Here is a 16,045-nt window from a genome sequence, read left to right as displayed (position 1 = left end):
ATCTTCGAGCTGGCGGACTACGGCGTCGTGGGCGACCTCCACACCGTCCTCCCCCAACTCACCGAGGAGATCAACAAGCGCAAGGGCTGAACCGGGCGCGTACCGGCCCGATGAGCGGGGCCCGGTGAAGAGGACGTACGACCTCTTCACCGGGCCCTTTTTGGCTTACCCGTCGACCAGCTCGGACCTTGACGACGGTGACCCGCCCGCCGCACAGGGCGATGAGGCCGTCGGGGTCGGAGGTGAGGATCGTGACCGGCCCGGGAGCGGCCAGCGCGGTCGCGGCAAGCATGGCGTCGATCGCGTACTTGTGTCCATGAAGTCCGGTGTCCGCGAGCAGAGCAGCGGCCCGCCGACCGGTCCGCTCGTCAACCGGTTCGACGACAATGCGGGAGACTGCCCACTCCAGTGCCGGGCGATTGAGGCGAGGATGGATCACTTCGACCAAGGTCGCGGCCGAGGTGATCACACCCAGATCGCCGGCGCGGGCCATGGCCAGCCAGCCGGTGACCTTACGGTCGCGCTGAACGGCCTTGGCCAGCCTTCGCTGTCGAGGACCAGGGCGCCGCCGGGGATCGCGGGTGCTCGTGTCACGTGGCACTCGCCCGGGGGTGTTCCTGCTCCCGCCGGGCTTGTGCGAGCTCCTCGCGCAGCGCCTGGACCTCGTCGTCCGAGATGGGGCCGTGCTCGGCTTCGGCGACCGCGATCAGTTCATTCAGGTTGTCCCGCTCGACCTGTCGGGCGACGGCCGCAGCCACATAGGCGGACAGCCCGGACGTTCCGTTGCGGGCCTTGGCCGCTTCGGCGATATCGCGTGGCATGGTGATCGAGTACTTGTCGGTAGGATCACTCATGCTACGAATCCTGCCTTCGGTAGGATTGCGCTGTTGCTCCACTGAGCTATTCACACCCGGTCGAGGACGATCGTGAAGGTCGTGCCCTCGCCGACCGTGCTTTCGACGTCGACCGTGCCGTCGTGGTCCCGGACGATCTGGCGGACGATCGACAGGCCCAGGCCGCTGCCGCCCGTGGCGCGGCCCCGGGCGGCGTCCGCGCGCCAGAAGCGGTCGAAGAGGTGGGGGAGGTCGTCGGGCGGGATGCCGTGGCCGGTGTCGCGGACGTAAAGGATCGCCAGTTCGCCGTGGGGGACCAGGGCCAGGGTGACCGTGCCGCCGTCGGACGTGGCGCGGATCGCGTTGCCGACGAGGTTGCCGATCGCCTGCCGCAGCCGGTCCGGGTCGGCGTGGACCAGGACCGGGCGGCCGTCGTCCGGTTCGTAGGAGAGGGCGAGGCCGACGCCCGCGTGTTCCGCGCGCGGCAACTGGGCCGTACGGCAGGTCTCCAGCAGCTCCGCGAGGTCCGTGTCGGCGCGGTGGTAGGTGAGGGCGCCCGCCTCGGCGAGGGCCAGGTCCTGGAGGTCGTCGACGATCCGCTGCTGGAGCATCACCTCTTCGTGGAGGGAGTCCAGCAGTTCGGGCGTGGCCTCCACATAGCCGTCCTGGAGGGCTTCCACATAGCCCCGCAGATTGGCCAGCGGGGTCCGCAGCTCATGGGCGATGTCGCCGGTCAGGCGGCGCTGGCGGTCCTCGGAGCGCTGGAGTGAGGTCGCCATCCGGTTGAAGTCGCGGGCCAGGGCCGCGATCTCGTCCCGGCCGGTGACCGGGACCCGGCGGGCCAGGTCGCCCTCGCCGAGGGAGCGGGTCGCCGCCGTGAGCGCCCGGACCGGCCGCAGCACGGTACGGCTCAGCAGCAGCGCCGCCGCCGCGACGGCCAGCGCCACCCCGGCCGCGACCACGACGGTGGGGGCGATGTCGAGTCCGGGCGGCGACTCGTTCCGTACCCCGAGCCGTACTTCGAGCCGGGGCGGTGCGGTTCCGGCGGTCCGCTCCCGGAAGATCCGCTGGAGGCAGGCGTTGATGCCGTCAGCCGCCTGCTCCGCCAGGCACGTCCGGGTGTACCGGATCGCCGCGTCGGCGATCCGGGTCTCCTCGGTACGACGGCACTGGGGCCGGGCCGGGTCGTAGACGGGCGCCGGGGTGCCGAACTCGTCCGTACGGACCCGGGGTACGGCTCCGGCCCTGGTGAGGCAGCTCGTGTAGCGGATGTTGTGCCCGTACTGGCCGATCTCGAATGCCGTGATCTTGGCGGCGGACGCCGGGAACGTCGCGTCGGGCACCCGGAACCGGGGCGCCGGGTCGACCAGCAGCGGCGGCTCCGCCTTCACCTGGCGCGGCTTGCGACCCGCCAATGTGTCGGAGTCGGCGAGCAGAACGCCGTCCTCGGTCGATACCCGGATCCGCTGGCCGGTGTCCCGGGAGAGGGCGAGGACGGCCGGGGAGACCCCTTGCCAGGTCCCGCGCGTATAGCCGTAGTCGCGGAGTCCGGTGGTGATCCGGCCGGTCTCGGCCCGGCTCGCGGTGACGCTCTCCTCCACCGCGCCCGTCGCCTGCCGCCAGGTGAGCCACGCGGTGGCGGCGGTGGCGGCGACCGCGACGAAGAGGAGCAGGCCGAGGACGCGGAGCCGGAAGCTCACCGCGGGGCTCCCGGGCTCCCGGAGTGGTCCGGGGTGCCGGCCCCGGAGCGGCCCGGGGCGTCCGTCCCGTCTGTACCGCTCGTACCGTCGGCGCGCGGGACCGAGAGGCGGTAGCCCCGGCCGTACACGGTCTCCACCATCCTCGGGGACCGCCCGTCCGCCTCCAGCTTCCGGCGCAGATTCATCACATGCGCGTCCACCGTCCGTTCGAGGACCAGCTGGTCGAAGCCGAAGACCTGGTCGATGATCGCGCCCCGGGTGAAGACCCGGCCCGGTGACCGGGCCAGCAGTTGGAGGATCGCGAACTCCTTGCCCGTCAGCCGGACGGGGCGGCCGTCGGCCCTGACCTCGTACAGCTCGGGGTCGATCTCCAGCCCGCCGGCCCGGATCACGGCGGGCGGCGGGACGGCCGCCGGGCCGCCCGCCCGGCGGAGCAGCGCGCGGACCCGGGCGGTGAGTTCACGCGGGCTGTACGGCTTGGTCATGTAGTCGTCGGCGCCCAGGTCGAGGCCGAGGAGCAGATCCTCCTCGGTGGTGCGGGCGGTGAGGAGCAGGATCGGCACCCGGGACTCCATCCGCAGGACCCGGCAGACGTTCAACCCGTCGACCAGCGGCATCATCACATCGAGGACGACCAGGTCGGGTTTGGTGGCGCGGGCCCGTTCGATCGCGGACCGCCCGTCGGCGACGATCCGGACGTCATGGCCGTCGCGTTCCAGATAGATCCGGATGAGCCGGGCCTGTTTGACGTCGTCCTCGGCGACCAGGATGCGCGATGTCACGGCCCCTCCCGTGGTGGACTCCCCGTGTGTCGGGCGACTCTACGGTCCGGATCGCGGCGGGGTGTCCCCCGCTTCACAGGGCCTTCAATATTGGGGCCGCGCGCCCGGCGACGGGTCCGTTCCGCCGGGAATGTCGGCGGGTGATAGCGGGGTGATCGATATTCGGGGGTTAGCCCCCGCACCGCTCCGCCCGGCTGCCGGATGGGCGGCCCGGCCCGGCCCCGGAAGGCTGGGACGCATGATCGATACCAAGCGCGACGGCCGCCGAAGCCGCTCCCGTACGGCCCTGTTGATCTCCGGGGCGACGCTCGCCTCCCTGCTGACGGCCGGTGCCGCCGGTGCCACGACCACCAACGCCGGTGCCGCCCCGCCCCCGGGCGCCGCGAAGCCGAAGGTCCCGGCCCTGAACTGGACACCGTGCGCGAAACCCGGCGGCCCCCCGACCCAGGAGTGCGCCACCCTGACCGTCCCGGTCGACTACCGCGAGCCGCACGGCAAGACCATGTCCCTCGCCGTCACCCGGATCCCCGCCGACGCCCCCGGCGAGCGGCGCGGCACGCTGATGGTCGTACCGGGCGGCCCCGGCGGCTCGGGGCTGAAGCGGATGAACGACAGGGGGACCGCGTTGCGGGCCCAGTTGGGCGGTACGTACGACCTGGTGGCCTACGATCCGCGCGGCGTCGGCGCCAGTTCGAAGGTGGAGTGCGGGGTCGCGGAGGGCGACCGCTACCTGCACCGGGTCCGGGCCTGGCCCGGCTCGGGCGGCGACATCACGGAGAACGCCGCCAGGGCGCGGCGGATCGCCGAGGCGTGCGCGGCGAACGGCGGTGCCGAGATCCGCGGCCTCAGCTCGGCGAACCAGGCCCGGGACATGGACCGGCTGCGGGCGGCGCTCGGCGAGCGGAAGGTGTCCGTCTGGTCGACGTCGTACGGGGCGTACGTCACCCTGCTCTACGCCCAGCTCTTCCCGCACCGCACCGACCGGATCGTGCTCGACAGCAACGGCGACCCGGACCACCGGCGGGTCGCCCGGGGCTGGCTGGCCAATCAGGGTCCGGCGGTGGAGGGGCGGTTCGCCGACTTCTCGGCCTGGGCCTCGGATCCGGCGCGGGGCGCCGACCGGCTCGGGGAACGGCCCGAGGACGTCCGGCGGCTGGTGATCGACCTCGCCGAACGGTTCGACCGCGAGCCGAAGACCCGTACCGACGGGATCCCGCTGGACGGGGCGGCGATGCGCAACTCCGTCCTGGGCGGACTCTTCTCCGACGCCTCCTTCCCCGCCCTCCGCACCCTGATCGCGCAGGCGGCCGACCCGGCGGCGAGGGTCGCGCTGCCGAACGATCTGAAGGGGGCGCTCCCGGACCGGGACACGGCCGTATGGGTCGGGGTGATCTGCAACGACGCCGGCTGGCCCGGCCCGGACACCGCCGCCTTCCAGCGGGACGTGACCGCCGACCGGGCGAGGTATCCGCTGACCGGCGGGCTGCCCGTGAACATCACGCCCTGCTCGTTCTGGCAGAACGAGGACCGGGAGCCGACGATCCGGATCACCGACGACGGACCGTCGAACATCCTGATGGTCCAGAACCGGCGCGACCCGGCGACGCCGCACTTCGGCGCCCTGAAGATGCGTGAGGCACTGGGGGACCGGGCCCGGATGGTGACCGTGGAGCGGGGCGGCCACGGGGTGTACCTGGAGCCGGACAAAGCCTGCGGTGACGCGGTGGTGACCACGTTCCTGAAGACGGGCGAGCGGCCCGCGCGCGATACGGCCTGCGGGGGCTGAGGCCGCGGTTCCGGGCCCGGGGGCGTACCTCCGCCGGATCGGTCGGGGGTACGCGCTCCGGCCGGGCTCCGGGGGTACGTCACTTCCCGGCCGGGCCCGCCTTCATCAGCTCCAGCAGGCCGGAGAAGCTGTCGGCGGCCCGGCCCTCCGCCATGCCCCGGCGGAAGAGGTCCACGACGGCGTTCGGCAGGGTCGTGTCGACCCCGGCGTCGGCCATGGTGTGCAGTACGTGCTCGACGCTGGCGGTGCCCATCGCCAGCCGGTCGACGTCCCCTTCGTGGTTCCCGGCGTCGATCCGCTCCGCGTAGAAGCCGGTGAACATGTCGAGGGAGGCGAAGGTCTCCCGCGCGTGGGGGAGGACGTCGGCCGCCTTGAGGCCGTTGGCGTCGGCGAGGGCGACGGCCTGCCAGTAGCTGAGCATCGACGTCCAGAACATCATCATGCCGAGCTGGTACATCAGGGCCGAGAGCCCGGGGTCCTCGCCCCGGTAGTCGGTCCCGGTCAGCACCCCGAGGGTGGGCTCGTGCCGGTCGAAGGCGGTCCGCGGACCGCTGTAGAAGGTGTACGTGGTCTCCGGGCTGCCGATCCCCGACGGCGGTGTGGTGACCCCGCCCGCGAGGAACTCCGCGCCCTGCCCGGTGGCCCAGCGGGCCCCCTCGCGGGTCCGTTCCGGGGTGTCGGAGCTGAGGTTGACGACCACCCGTCCGGCCAGCGCGCCCGCGACCGGCTTCAGCAGCGCGTCCATCGCGTCGTAGTCGGTCAGGCTGAGGATCACCAGCTCATTGGCCCGGACCGCCTCCTCGACACTGCCGGCGAGTACGGCTCCGCGCGCCACCAGCGGCTCGGCCCGGGCGGGGGTCCTGTTCCACACGGTCACCTCGTGCCCCTGGTCGAGGAGCGCGCCGGCCATGGCCGCGCCCATGGGGCCGAGCCCGATCACGGTGACGGGAGCGGCGGCGGTGCGGGCGGTGGTGGACGCGGACATAGGGGCCTCCTCGGCCTCGACGTTCTAAAACGAGCGCTCTATTTAGCGCACTGGAGGTGACTGTAGCAGCAAATAGAGCGCTCGTTCTAGAAGGGATGGGGGTGGCCGGAACGGTGCCCACGGCCCCCGGCCCTGTCAGTGCCGCCGTTTACGGTTCGGCGGTATGACCGAGTGGATAGACAAAGGCGCCATGGCATGGCTGGGCGAGGCCCCCTACGACGAGGAGACCGTCCTGGTCTTCTACCAGGGCATCGGTACCGCCGAGATCCGCGAGGGGCTGATCGCCCGGCACCGGACACCGTTCGCCTACGGCGGTGACGTCCCGCCCGGTGGCTGGGGCGTCGTCGTCCACCCCATGTGCGATCCGGCGCACGGCGGCTTCGGCGATATCGACTACCGGGGACTCTGTCCCCCCGGCGCCCAGCTGATGATTTTTGTCCCCGAGCCGTGCGCCGCCAAAGCGCATGGCCCCCAGGCGTTCCACTACCGCGACGGGGAGGCCGTGACCTGTATCGACTATGAGGACCCCGAAGGGTCCGGCGAGTACTGGCCCAACGAGATGGCGCCCCTGATCGCCGCCTCCGGCATCGACCTGGAGGACGAGGGCTACGAGCGCCGGCTGACCCGGCTGATCTGCGACCACCTCGGCCTGACCGAACCGGACCCGGCCGCCTGCACCGTGGACCGCGACGCCCTGGCCGCGTACCACAACCGCGAGCCCGGACCGGCTTGACCCTGACGTTGCGTAAGCCCTGAGGGTGATCCGCGTGAGCGACTACTACAACGCCTTCGAGATCAGCCCCGTCCCCGTGCCCGGCCCCGACGCCGTGCCGCCGGAGCCGTACCGGGGGATCTACGGCATGCCCGCGTTCGCCACCGTGCCCACGGCCGATCTGGCGGCCTCGGTCGACTTCTGGACCCGTGGGCTCGGCTTCTTCGAACTCTTCGCCGTTCCCGGGCAGCTCGTCCATCTGCGCCGCTGGGCCTTCCAGGACGTACTCCTCGTCGCGGCGGCCGATGTCCCGGACCGCCCGGCGGCGCTGAGCCTGAGCTTCGCGTGCGTCCTCGGACAGCTCGATTCCATCGTCGCGGCCTGCCGCGAACTACGGCCCGACGCCGTCGAAGGGCCCCGGGACACCCCCTGGAACACCCGCGATCTGACCGTGATCACCCCCGAGCGCACCCGGGTCGTCCTCACGGCGGCGAAGGTCTACGACCCGGACACCCAGGAGGCCCGGAATCTCGCGGACATGGGAATCACCCCACCCGACACCGCCGCCCCGAGCGGGAACGGCCGGGTTCAGAATGAGGAGCATGCCCGATCCCACTGACAGAGACGGTCACTATGAGGAGGGTGAGCACGACGGCGGGCTGACCGTCGGCCGGGTCTCCGCCCGGCTCGGTGTCACCGTCCGCGCGCTGCACCACTGGGACCGGATCGGGCTCGCCCCGCCGTCGCTGCGTACGGCCGCCGGATACCGGCTCTACACCCCCGCCGACCTGGAGCGGCTGCACCGGATCGTGATCTACCGCGAACTGGGCCTCGGCCTCGACCGGATCAGCACCGTCCTGGACGACTCCACCACGGACGTACCCGGCGCGCTGCGCGCCCAGCGCGCCCGGGTCACCGAGCGGATCGACCGGCTCCGGCGGCTCGGCGCCGACCTGGACCGGATGATCGAGGCCCATGAACGCGGCCCGCTGCTCACCGCCGAGCAGCAGACCGAGGTGTTCGGGCCGGACTGGGATCCGGACCGTACCGCCGAGGCCCGCCGGCAGTACGGCGATACGGCGCAGTGGACGCAGTACGCCGAACGCTCCGCCGCGCGCGGCCCGGCCGAGTGGCGGGCGGTCGCCGAGGCCGGCGCGCGCTTCGACCGCGAACTGGGGGAGGCGATGGCCGCCGGGTCCGCGCCCGGAGGACCGGAGGCGAACCGGCTGGTGGAGCGGCACCGGGAGGTCTTCTCCGCCTACTTCCCCCTCACCCGGGAGATGCAGGTCTGCCTCGCCCGCCGCTACGAGTCCGAGCCGGGCTTCGCCACCCACTACGACGGCGTCAGACCCGGACTCGCCGCCTGGTTCCGCCGGATCGTGGACGCGAGCGCGCGGGCGCACGGAATCGACCCGGAGACGGCGACCTGGCGGTGACGGCCGGTCCGGATGGCCGACTCCGAGCGCCCCGGCCGCACGTCCCGCCCGCACGCCCCGGCCGCGCCGAGGGTCCGTACGCCCCGGGCCCGCCTCCCTGCCCGCCTCCCGGCCCGTCAGGACAGTGCGTCAGGAGAGTCCGCCGCGCGGGCGATCGCCCGCTCCACCGCCGTGAGGCGTTCCGCCAGCCGGTCCGTGAGGGCGGCGAACGGGTCGCGTTCCCGGGCGCGGGCCGTGACGTACGCCGACTTCACCGCCGCCCAGCGCGCCGCGCCCGGCTCGTCGAGCGTGCCGCGCAGTTCGGCGAGGCGCAGCAGGCTCGCCTCGGTGTCGCCGGGGAGGGTCTGCGCCTCGGCCGTGTAGTGGTCGCCGACGACCGCCGCGACCTCGGCGGCGGTCATCGCCGGGCTGAGCCGCTGCGCGATCCGGTTCAGATTGCGGTACGACCCCTGGAGCCGGAACGGCGGCTCCGTACGGGACGCCTCCGACACCCCGGCCGACGCGATGTACGCCGCGTTCACCGCCAGCACCGTCGCGCGGACGGTCAGCAGATGGCCCAGTACGGCCAGGATCCGGTCCAGCTCCCCCGTACCGTACGGATGCGTCAGCCGGTCCCGGACCGCCGTCGGGTCGCCCGACGCCAGCCGGACCAGCAGTTCGACATCGGACCGGTCCCGGCCCGCCAGCGGCGCCAGTTCGGGGTGGGACGTCAGCGCGTTCTCCACGAAGCTGAGCGCGAAGGCCGACTCCTTGCCGGTCAGTACGTCACCGAGGTTCCACACATCGGCCCGGTTCGCCAGCATGTCCGGCAGCCGGAACCGCTCGCCCGCCTCCGTGTACGGATTGCCCGCCATCACCACCCCGAACCGCTTGCCGCGCAGATCCCGGCCGCCGAGGGTACGGCTCGCGTCGCACAGCGGCAGGAATTTTTGCAGCAGCTCGGGCGAGGTGTGCTGGATGTCGTCCAGATACAGCAGCACGTTGTTGCCCGCCGCGACCGCGAACGCGATCTTCTCCAGCTCGGCCCGGGCGGCGGCGTCCGGGGCGCGCCCCGGGTCCAGCGACACGGTGTCCCGGCCGAGCGCCGGTCCGTCCACCTTCACCAGCAGCAGCCCGAGGCGTTCGGCGACGTACTCGACCAGGGTCGTCTTGCCGTATCCGGGCGGGGAGAGCAGAAGCAGCAGACCGCCGCTGTCGGTCCGCCGGGCGTCGCCCGCCGCGCCGATCTGCTTGGCGAGACTGTCGCCGACCAGCGGCAGATACACCTCGTCCACCAGCCGGTTGCGGACGAACGCGGACATCACCCTCGGCCGGTACTCGGCCAGCCGCAGCCGGTCCCGCTCCGCGTCGACCAGCCGGGAGCGCAGGGCCCGGTAGGCCCGGAAACCGGGGACGTCGTCGGCGGCGAAAGCGGCGGTACGGGAGAGGAACTCGTCCAGCCGCAGCGGCAGCGCGCCCCCGGTGATCCGGGGATGCGTGCCCAGCAGGCCCTCGACCGTCGTCCCGGCCGGGGCCTTCGGCTCGTACCGGGGCAGCTCCGGGCACAGCTCCAGCGCCACGGCCTCGGCGAGGACACCCGGCGGGACGTCGGCTCCGGTGGATTCGGCGTAGGCGGCGAGCCAGCCCTCGACGAGGCGGGCGTCGGGGCGGGCGGGGGTGTGCGGGGCGGGAAGGCCGCCGCCCGCCGCACCGCCCGTTCCGTCGGTGCCGCCGGGGGCGGCCGGACCGCCGGGCCCGCTCGGGTGGCCGAAGCCGTCCGGAATGCCGGTCCCGGTGCCGCCCGTTCCGTCGGTGCCGCCGGGTTCGGTCCCGGCGGCCGTCCCGCCGGGCGCGCCCCGGCCCCCGGGCCCGGTGGCCACGTCGCTTCCCCCGGCGGCCGTTACGGCTCCGAGCCGGGCAGCCGAGTCCCGCCCGGCCCCGGGCACTCCGGACGTTCCGGCCACCCCATCCACCGCACCCGCCCCATGAGCCCCGTACGCCTCTGTCTCGTACGGCACTTCACCCCCCACCGCCTCCCGGAAGCCCGTCACCAGCTCCCGCGCCTCCGGCGACACCACGAAGCCCCGGCCCAGGGCCAGTTCCTCCACCAGATACGCCGCCGCCCCGGGGGAGCCCGTCGTCGCCGCCAGCTCCGCGCGGAGCGCCGCCAGCGCCGGGGAGGCGCCGAACCGGTCCCGGGCCGCGATCAGCGACTCCGCCTGCCGGGTCCAGCGCGCCCGGTCCGCCGCCCCCGTCTCCCGGACCCAGAACAGCTGGGCCACGGCCCGGTCCCCGCCCCCGTACCGCAGCAGGCCCGCGTCCCGCCACAGCCCGGCCGCCGCCCGCAGGACGGCCACCGCGTCCCGGTCGTGGACCCCCCGCTCGTACCCCTCGTCGAACGCCTCGGCCACCGCCCGCGCCACCAGCTCCGCCGGGTCGCCGCCCGCGACGGCCGCCGGGAGCAGCCGGGCCGCCAGATACTCGGCCCGGTAGACGCCGGGCGACTCCGACGCCAGGGACCGGCCCCAGTACGGCGCGGTCGCCGCGAACCCGGGGTCGCGGACCGGGCCCCGCCAGTCCGTCCCCGTCAACGCGAAGACCATGCCGTCGCCGTCCGGTACGAGCGTCAGCTCCGGCTCCCGCGCGGTCACCGCGAAGGTGTGCCGCCCCAGCCGGATCGTGCCGCCGTCCGCCCCGAACAGGTCCCGCCGGTCCCGCAGCGCCCGGACGGCCTCGTCGCGGGCCGCCTTCAGCCGACCCGCCAACTCCTCGGCGCGTACCGAGTCGCCGAACTCCCGCAGTTCGGTCACGGTCCGCCGGAGCCGGGCCACCATCGGATCGGAGCCGAAGAAGGCATGCAGCTCGTCGGCGCCGGAGAGGGCCGACGCCCGGCGGGCCACCGCGTCCAGCACCCGGCGCGCCGACTCCGCGAGCCGTTCCGTCCGCCGGGCCCGCTCGTCGTGCAGCGACTGGCGGCGGGCCGAGAACGCCTCGTACACCTCCGTCCGCTTCCCCGCCAGCTCGGTCAGGAAGTCCTCGTGGCCGGGGAAGCGGGACTCCAGATTCTCCAGCCGCAGCAGCAGCCCGGCGAGCTGCTCGTCGCACTCCTCCGGCGTCCCGGCCGCCGCCAGCGCGCCCGTCACCGACTGCGCCAGCAGAGCCAGTTCGGCCGCGAACTCGGCCCGGCCCTCGCCCTCCGCCAGCTCCCGGCGGCGGGCCACGAGCACCGCCCGCGCCCCGTTCACCAGGCCCGTGACCGCCGCGATCCGCTCCAGGATGCCGGTACGGACCGTGGTGTCGGCGATATCGAGACCGGCGACGACCTCGGTCAGCTCCCGCAGCCCGGCGGCCCGCCCGTCCAGCTCGCCGACCACCCCGGCGGCCTCGGCGGCCGTGGTCAGCTCGGCCGCGCGGGCGCCCAGCGCGCCGATCTCCGCGCGGTAACCGTCGAACGCCTCGTCCCGGCCGAGGAACGCGACCGCCCGCCGGGCCGCCGCCGCCGTATCGGCCGTCAGGTCCTCCGCGAGGGCGTCGATCTCCGCCGTGTCCGCGTACCGCAGCTCCTTCAGCGCCAGCAGCCGGCCGCGCGCCGCCCGGAGTTCGGTGATCCGTACGATCCACTCCTCCGCCGAACCCGGCGACTCGCCGCGCACCCGGCGCACCAGCCGGGCGATCCCGGCGGCCTCGTCCGCGAGGGCGCCCGCCGCGCGCCGGGTCAGCTCGCGGACCGTCGCGAACTCCTCCAGCGCCTGGACGGCCGTGACCCGGATCTCCTCCAGCGGCGACCGCAGATCCCCGGCCTCGGGGTCGCCGAGCCACGGATGCCGGTCGGCGGTCCGCTCGCAGTCGGCGGCCAGGGCTTCGTAGAGCGCGGCGCGCGCGTGCGTCCCCGTTTCGTCGGCGACCGGCGCGGGGTCCAGCTCGACCGCAGTACCGGCCACCGCGAGGACGTCCGCGACCGCCCGGACCAGCGCCGCGTTCCCGATCCGCGCCAGCGGCCCGGTCCCCTCCGGCGCCGGATGGTCGTCGGAGACGTACGGACTGGTCCACACCCGGACCTCGTGCGTACGGGTCGGCTCGCCGACGGCCGACGGCGGTTCGGCGAGTACCACGATCGTGCCGTCGCCCAGCAGCGCCCAGCCCCCGCAGGCCAGCGGCGCCACGACCTCCTTGCGGATGGTGTCGTACGGCAGCAGCACGCTCGGGCCCCCGTCGGCGGGCCGGAACGCGTACAGCACGCTCTCACCGCCCGGCGACCGCACCGCCCGCTCGAACGCGGCGTCCGGCCGGGGATCCTCGAACGCCTTCACCGCGCCGCCCGCCGGGCAGTAGCCGCCGGGGAAGACGATCCCCTGGTCGTCGGGGAGCCGGCGGATCGCCTCGCCCGTGCCGACGCCTTCGAGCCGGGTCACCGACGCGGTCAGGGTGTGTACGACGAGATGGCGTACGACGGTCTCGTTGTACGGGCGCACCCGCAGCAGCACCAGCGGCCCCACCCGGGCCCAGGAGACATCCGCGTCCGCGAGGGACTGGAGCGGCTCGGCGACCGGCTCGGTGAAGAGCGCGTCCGGGGCTTCGGAACCGTCGGCCGCCGGATGGACCGTCAGGGTGCCGCCGACCGTCGACACATAGACGCCGTCCGTGACACGGATGCGCGGCTCGGGGCCCGCGGTGTGGTCGTCGCGGGACGTCGGCGTCCACACCACGTCCCCCGGCGGGGGCGCGGCGGCGAGATCCCGCTCGCCCCGGCCGTCGAGGAACCGCAGCGGAGCCAACTGCCAGCGCAGCACCCGTACGTCGTCGTTCTTCCCGGTATGGAAGACCGCCAGCAGCCGGTCGTGCGTCAGCCGCAGCCGGGCGGGCCGCGCGCCCTGGAAGAACCGGCAGAGCGCGGCGAACTCGGCGACGAAAGCCGGATCGTCGAGAAGACCCGGCACGGCGTCCTCGGGCAGCGGTTCGAAATCCCGGCCGTACAGGGCGAAGACGTCCCCGGGGACGGACGCCGGCGACAGGGGCGCGGGCGCGTCCCGCAGCAGCAGGAGTACGTCCCCGACGGCGACGAGGTCCCGGGCGGTACCGGGGCTCCCGGTCCGCAGCCGCCCCGACGCGGCGAGCGCGACCTCGGCGGTCCCGAACTCGGCGGTCCGCGCCGCGTCCAGCGCCTCGGCCCGCCGCGCCAACTCGGCCCCGCGCGCCCGCAGCCGGTCACGCAACACCTCGTACGTACCCGCGTCCATCGTCGTCTCGCCTTTCCGTTTCGATCCATGTCGGCCGTGCGGCGCGCGGACCGGGACACCCCCGTGGCCCCGGCCCGCACGCTGCGGCCTCGCGGCTGCCGTCCCCCGGGGCGGCAGCCGCGAAGTCTTTCCCCCTGCGGCCCGTCTCTGGCTTGTCGCGCGGTTCAGCCCCCTGTGCCTTCGGCGATGGGGGACCCCCAGCGCCTTGGCCCTCCACGGCACCGCCCGAACAACCCGGGTCCCGCCCAGCGCCCTGATCTTGTTCGCGGTCCGCGGACCGTGCGTGGCTGGTCGCGCAGTTCCCCGCGCCCCTAACTGCTCTCCCCGGCACCGCTCCCTGAGAGGGGCCCGCCTCGCTACGAGGGCGACGACGAGGGCAACCCAGGGGCGCGGGGAACTGCGCGACCAGCCACCGACGGCGCGCGGTCGGAACTCCTCCGGAGGAGGCACTGTCCGTCCCGCCCGGAGGGGCGCCCCGGTCCCGAGAGGTGGTCGGGGGCGCCCCCGAGAGCCGGCGCGGCCCCGGGAACCGGGCATTAGGGAGACGGCGTGCCGTTCAGAGGCGCCAGGGGCGCCAGGGACTCCAGGGACACGTCCGCGAGGCCCGCGTCGCGGACCGCCGACAACAACCCGTTGAGGCGCGCGTCCCCGCCCCCGTCCCGCATCAGCTTCGTCAGGAACGCCGACACCGTCAGGTTCTGGACGTCCGCCGTGGAGACCGACCCCAGCAGGGACTTCAGGTCGTCCGGGAAGGACGCGGAGCCGTCCAGCCACGGTCCCGCGAGCCGCCGCACGGTCGTCGAGTTCTCGACGAAGCCGTCGACGCCCTTGCCGAGGGACACCGCCCCGACCAGCCGGTCGAAGAAGACGGAGTCCCCGCCGACGATGTCGATGTCGGCGTGCTCGAGACCGGTGGCGATGATCTGCGCCTGGGCTTCCGCGACCTTCCGCTGTGCTTCCAGGCCGGCCAGCCGGACGTCCTTCTCGGCCTCCAGCCGGAGCCGGTACTCCTCGTGGCCACGGGACGCCTCGTCGAGCGCGGCCATCGCGGCGGCCTTCTCGGTGAGTCCGGCGGCCTCGGCGGCCATCCGGTCGCGTACGCCGTCCGCTTCGGCCTTGAGGCGTTCGGCCATGGCGACGGCCTCCGCGCGGCCCGCCTTCTCGACGGCGTCGGCCTCCTTCTCGCGGACGGCGACCGCCGCGAGGCCCTCGGCCGCGGCCTCGGCCCGTACGCCGTCGGCGAGGCGGATCTTGGCGCGGGCGTCGAGGTCGGCGGCCTTGTTGCGGGCTTCGGCGAGGGTCAGTTCCTCGGCGGCGCGGTGGATCGCCGCCTGCTCGGCGGCTTCCGCGGCCTTGATGTCCCGTACCAGCTTCTCCTGCGCCGCGGCCTCGGCCGCGATGACGACGGCCTGCCGGTCCCGCTCGGCCTCCTCGACGGCCCGCAGCCGCTTGATGGATTCCTCCTGTTCGGCGACCGTACGGTCCACGGCGACCCGCTCGCGGATGACCTCGGCGATGTCGCGGCGCTCGGCCTCCAGCTCCTTCTCGGCGGCGATCCGGGTCAGTTCGGTCTCCCGTTCGCGGGCGATGACCTCCAGCAGGCGGTCCTTCTCGATCCGCTCGCTCTCGACGGCGATGACGCGTTCGCGGTTCTTCGCGGCGACGGCGACCTCGCGGTTCTGGTTCTCCCGCTGGACGCCGAGGAGTTCCTCGGTCTTGAGGAAGGCGGTCTGGGCGCGCAGCCGCTCCTCCTCCACGACGCGGGCGGTCTCGGCCTCCTCGCGGGCCCGTACGGTGTCGATCTCGCGGCGCTGCCGGATCTCGGCGTCGGCCTGGCGGCGTTCGAGTTCGAGGATGGCCTCGCGGGCGTCGACGTTCTGGCGGGTGATCTCCTTCTCCTCGTCCCGCTGGTACTCGTTGGTGCGGACGTGTTCGACGGCGGTCAGTTCGGTGATCTTCCGGATGCCCTGGGCGTCGAGGATGTTGTCCCGGTCGAGCTGGACGAGCGGGGTCTGCTCCAGATAGTCGATGGCGGCGTCTTCGAGGCTGTAGCCGTTGAGGTCGGTTCCGATGACCTGGATGATCCGGTCGCGGAATTCGTCGCGCATGGTGTAGAGGTCGGTGAAGTCGAGTTGCTTGCCGACGGTCTTCAGGGCCTCGGAGAACTTGGCGTTGAAGAGTTCCTGGAGGGTGGCCTGGTCGCTGGCGCGGGCGGTGCCGATGGCCTGGGCGACCTTGACGACGTCCTCGACGGTCTTGTTGACCCGGACGAAGAACGAGATCCGGATGTCGGCGCGGATGTTGTCGCGGCAGATCAGCCCGTCGCGGCCGGTCCGGGAGATCTCGATGGTCTTCACCGAGATGTCCATGATCTCGGCCTTGTGGAGGACGGGCAGGACGACCTGCCCGGTGAAGGTGACGTCGACCTTTCTCATTTTGGAGACGATCAGGGCCTTGCCCTGTTCGACCTTGCGGAAGAGGCGGCCGAGGACGAGGACGATCGCGACGGCGAGGATCAGGAGGACGGCGACGAGCAGCGCGGCGCCGGTGGTGATGGCATCCATGGGGTATCCCGGGTGTTTTCGGAGCGGAAGG

The 16,045-nt window shown here is 73.5% G+C and carries 10 protein-coding genes and 1 pseudogene; 4 read left to right on the top strand and 7 right to left on the bottom strand.

What is annotated here, in order from left to right; translation table 11 throughout:
- Positions 1–184: 184 nt before the first annotated feature.
- The 4 genes and pseudogenes from ABZ714_RS23510 to ABZ714_RS23495 form a co-directional block, all read right to left on the bottom strand.
- Positions 185–594 (bottom strand): annotated as a pseudogene (locus ABZ714_RS23510) (PIN domain-containing protein); the annotation flags it as partial.
- Positions 591–854 (bottom strand): CopG family transcriptional regulator, encoded by a 264-nt coding sequence (locus ABZ714_RS23505; protein ID WP_358827271.1) that lies wholly within the window; start codon positions 852–854, stop codon positions 591–593. The pseudogene ABZ714_RS23510 and the gene ABZ714_RS23505, both read right to left, overlap by 4 nt.
- Positions 855–904: 50 nt before the next feature.
- A complete protein-coding gene (locus ABZ714_RS23500) occupies positions 905–2,533 on the bottom strand; it encodes an ATP-binding protein (protein ID WP_358827270.1) in 1,629 nt (542 codons plus the stop codon).
- Positions 2,530–3,315, bottom strand: coding sequence for a response regulator transcription factor (locus tag ABZ714_RS23495; RefSeq protein ID WP_358827269.1), 786 nt, complete (start codon positions 3,313–3,315; stop codon positions 2,530–2,532). The genes ABZ714_RS23500 and ABZ714_RS23495 overlap by 4 nt, the downstream gene beginning before the upstream one ends.
- 238 nt (positions 3,316–3,553) lie before the next feature.
- Here ABZ714_RS23495 and ABZ714_RS23490 point away from each other — a divergent pair, with 238 nt between their 5' ends.
- Positions 3,554–5,101 (top strand): alpha/beta hydrolase, encoded by a 1,548-nt coding sequence (locus ABZ714_RS23490; RefSeq protein ID WP_358827268.1) that lies wholly within the window; start codon positions 3,554–3,556, stop codon positions 5,099–5,101.
- A 79-nt stretch (positions 5,102–5,180) separates the two neighbouring features.
- Here the strand turns inward: ABZ714_RS23490 and ABZ714_RS23485 are convergent, their stop codons facing one another.
- Entirely contained in the window at positions 5,181–6,086 is a 906-nt protein-coding gene (locus ABZ714_RS23485) for an NAD(P)-binding domain-containing protein (RefSeq protein WP_358827267.1), read from the bottom strand.
- 163 nt (positions 6,087–6,249) lie between these two features.
- Between ABZ714_RS23485 and ABZ714_RS23480 the strand changes: the two genes are divergently transcribed.
- From ABZ714_RS23480 to ABZ714_RS23470, 3 genes are read left to right on the top strand one after another with little or no spacing between them, the layout of a single operon-like run.
- Complete coding sequence (locus tag ABZ714_RS23480) at positions 6,250–6,819, top strand: hypothetical protein (RefSeq protein ID WP_358827266.1); 570 nt, start codon at positions 6,250–6,252, stop codon at positions 6,817–6,819.
- Positions 6,820–6,853: 34 nt separating this feature from the next.
- Positions 6,854–7,417, top strand: coding sequence for a VOC family protein (locus ABZ714_RS23475; RefSeq protein ID WP_358827265.1), 564 nt, complete (start codon positions 6,854–6,856; stop codon positions 7,415–7,417).
- Complete coding sequence (locus ABZ714_RS23470; protein ID WP_358827264.1) at positions 7,401–8,234, top strand: MerR family transcriptional regulator; 834 nt, start codon at positions 7,401–7,403, stop codon at positions 8,232–8,234. Before ABZ714_RS23475 ends, ABZ714_RS23470 begins: the two co-directional genes overlap by 17 nt.
- A gap of 116 nt (positions 8,235–8,350) precedes the next feature.
- On the opposite strand, the gene ABZ714_RS23465 is transcribed toward ABZ714_RS23470, so the two are convergent.
- Together ABZ714_RS23465 and ABZ714_RS23460 are read right to left on the bottom strand one after the other, a co-directional pair.
- Positions 8,351–13,450 (bottom strand): DNA repair ATPase, encoded by a 5,100-nt coding sequence (locus ABZ714_RS23465; RefSeq protein ID WP_358827263.1) that lies wholly within the window; start codon positions 13,448–13,450, stop codon positions 8,351–8,353.
- Positions 13,451–13,986: 536 nt separating this feature from the next.
- The gene (locus ABZ714_RS23460) at positions 13,987–16,014 is read right to left on the bottom strand and encodes a flotillin family protein (RefSeq protein WP_358827262.1); all 2,028 of its coding nucleotides are present in this window, start codon (positions 16,012–16,014) and stop codon (positions 13,987–13,989) included.
- Positions 16,015–16,045: the final 31 nt, after the last annotated feature.

The organism is Streptomyces sp. NPDC006798 (genome assembly GCF_040635975.1).
Taxonomy (GTDB): Bacteria; Actinomycetota; Actinomycetes; order Streptomycetales; family Streptomycetaceae; genus Streptomyces.
Note: the sequence above shows the minus strand (reverse complement) of the source record. Positions and strands in the feature narration are given on the sequence as shown.

Coding starts and splice junctions, on each gene's coding strand:
- ABZ714_RS23505 (WP_358827271.1), bottom strand. CDS start 854: ATGAGTGATCCTACCGACAAGTACTCGATCACCATGCCACGCGATATC.
- ABZ714_RS23490 (WP_358827268.1), top strand. CDS start 3,554: ATGATCGATACCAAGCGCGACGGCCGCCGAAGCCGCTCCCGTACGGCC.
- ABZ714_RS23485 (WP_358827267.1), bottom strand. CDS start 6,086: ATGTCCGCGTCCACCACCGCCCGCACCGCCGCCGCTCCCGTCACCGTG.
- ABZ714_RS23480 (WP_358827266.1), top strand. CDS start 6,250: ATGACCGAGTGGATAGACAAAGGCGCCATGGCATGGCTGGGCGAGGCC.
- ABZ714_RS23470 (WP_358827264.1), top strand. CDS start 7,401: ATGCCCGATCCCACTGACAGAGACGGTCACTATGAGGAGGGTGAGCAC.
- ABZ714_RS23465 (WP_358827263.1), bottom strand. CDS start 13,450: ATGGACGCGGGTACGTACGAGGTGTTGCGTGACCGGCTGCGGGCGCGC.
- ABZ714_RS23460 (WP_358827262.1), bottom strand. CDS start 16,014: ATGGATGCCATCACCACCGGCGCCGCGCTGCTCGTCGCCGTCCTCCTG.